We start from the raw sequence: 2,618 nt of genomic DNA on the forward strand, positions 1-2,618 counted from the left end.
CAGTTTCAAGTAGGTTCAGACAGCAATCAAACCATTGGCGTAACCTTAAATTCTGCAGCCGCTGAAGATATAGGTCTAAGAGGTAAAGGGTTTGATTTGGCTGCAATTGCCGGATTTTCAGGTGCTAGTGAAACAGCTAAAACATTTGCGGCTACAGACTCTTTAAGTGTAACTGCAGGTGGGCAAACTAACACGATTGATTTAACCACAGGTATGAGTGCGGCAGATTTAGCTGGTCAATTCAATAGTACCGAAGGGGTGTTTGGTGTTGGTGCAACCACACAAGTTGCGGTGGGTGGATTTGGAGCTACAAATACAACTGCTACAGATGTTGTTACACTTAATGTTGCAGGTGTAGAAATTTCAGCAACGGCTGCAGCAACGGGTGATGGTACAGTTGCTGCATTGAACACCGCAATTGACCCAGCAACAGCAGAGGCACTTGCTGCTAAAGGTATTACTGCCTCGGTTGTAACTAATGCTGGTACTACCGGCGATGATTTATTGGTGTTTACTAACGCTAGTGGTGAAAACATTGATGTAACAATGGAAATTCAAGGTGGTAATACTGATGGGTTAGATGGTACGGTATCTGCTTACGATGGCACTGCAGTTATTGCTGGTGGTGTAACAGTATCTGCTGCTGCAGACACAACTGAAAACAAAACAGCAACAATTACTGGGCGTTTAGATGTTTCTAATGGAGTATTGGATTCTGACTTTTCTACATTAAGCGTTACTGGTACAGGCGCTTTAAATGGTGCAACAACAACCAACGCTACGCTTGATACGACGACGAGCCTTAGCTCAGTAGCAACCCTTGATATTTCAACCGCGGGTGGCTCACAGTCGGCAATTGACGTAATCGACGCTGCGCTTAAGCAAATTGGTAATGAGCGTGCTGAGCTAGGTGCTACCCAAAACCGTTTTAGTCAAACGATTAGTAATCTAGCTAACGTTCAAGAAAATGCATCGGCATCACGTAGTCGTATTATGGATACCGATTACGCCACAGAAACAGCGCAAATGACCAAGAACCAAATCTTGCAACAAGCGGGTACCTCTATCTTGTCGCAGGCGAACCAAATACCACAAGCCGCAATTAGCTTGCTAGGTGGTTAGTTTTTTTTGCTTCGCTAATATTGGTTTATATAAACGCACTTTAGTTTAGAGTGCGTTTTTGTTTTTTGGAAGTCAGAGGCGACAAGTTAGGAGTTGTAAGGCATTATAAAACAAAGGATTGTGAAATTATTAAATTATTTTAAAAAAAAACTAAAGTTAAATGGATCTCTGCCGTTAAATTAGTTAGTACAGGGCTTGAGCAGATAATTGTGAAAGCGCTTGGTTAAATTAAACAATAATATTACGAAAGTAATTAGGAGTTTTATTATGGCTATTTCAGTAAATACCAATGTATCTTCACTCAACGCCCAACGTAACTTAGCAAAATCGGGTGAAGGCTTGGCCACCTCTATGGAGCGCTTAGCTTCAGGCATGCGTATCAATGGCGCCAAAGATGACGCGGCAGGCATGCAAATTAGCACGCGTTTAACCTCGCAAATCAGTGGGCTAGGTGTTGCGCAGCGCAACGCCAATGATGGTATTTCAATGGCGCAAACCGCTGAAGGCGCATTGCAGTCATCTACCGATATTTTACAACGTATGCGAGAGCTTGCCCTTCAGTCAGCGAATGGTTCTAACTCAACGTCTGACCGCGAAGCGCTGCAAAAAGAAGTAACCGCTTTGCAAACTGAGTTGACCCGTATAGCCGATACGACCACCTTTGGTGGGCAAAAATTATTAAATGGTGATTACGGTACGCAACAGTTTCAAGTAGGTTCAGACAGCAATCAAACCATTGGCGTAACCTTAAATTCTGCAGCCGCTGAAGATATAGGTCTAAGAGGTAAAGGGTTTGATTTGGCTGCAATTGCCGGATTTTCAGGTGCTAGTGAAACAGCTAAAACATTTGCGGCTACAGACTCTTTAAGTGTAACTGCAGGTGGGCAAACTAACACGATTGATTTAACCACAGGTATGAGTGCGGCAGATTTAGCTGGTCAATTCAATAGTACCGAAGGGGTGTTTGGTGTTGGTGCAACCACACAAGTTGCGGTGGGTGGATTTGGAGCTACAAATACAACTGCTACAGATGTTGTTACACTTAATGTTGCAGGTGTAGAAATTTCAGCAACGGCTGCAGCAACGGGTGATGGTACAGTTGCTGCATTGAACACCGCAATTGACCCAGCAACAGCAGAGGCACTTGCTGCTAAAGGTATTACTGCCTCGGTTGTAACTAATGCTGGTACTACCGGCGATGATTTATTGGTGTTTACTAACGCTAGTGGTGAAAACATTGATGTAACAATGGAAATTCAAGGTGGTAATACTGATGGGTTAGATGGTACGGTATCTGCTTACGATGGCACTGCAGTTATTGCTGGTGGTGTAACAGTATCTGCTGCTGCAGACACAACTGAAAACAAAACAGCAACAATTACTGGGCGTTTAGATGTTTCTAATGGAGTATTGGATTCTGACTTTTCTACATTAAGCGTTACTGGTACAGGCGCTTTAAATGGTGCAACAACAACCAACGCTACGCTTGATACGAC

2 protein-coding genes are annotated in these 2,618 nt (G+C 43.5%); both read left to right on the plus strand.

Translation table 11 applies throughout. The features are described from left to right. The coding region (locus ND6B_RS03575; protein WP_033104067.1) for a flagellin at window positions 1-1,122 on the plus strand (1,122 nt) is incomplete at its 5' end. Between the two features lie 267 nt (window positions 1,123-1,389). Next, the coding region (locus ND6B_RS20450; RefSeq protein ID WP_033104068.1) for a flagellin N-terminal helical domain-containing protein at window positions 1,390-2,618 on the plus strand (1,229 nt) is incomplete at its 3' end.

The organism is Pseudoalteromonas sp. ND6B, from assembly GCF_000764215.1.
Lineage (GTDB): Bacteria > Pseudomonadota > Gammaproteobacteria > Enterobacterales > Alteromonadaceae > Pseudoalteromonas > Pseudoalteromonas tetraodonis.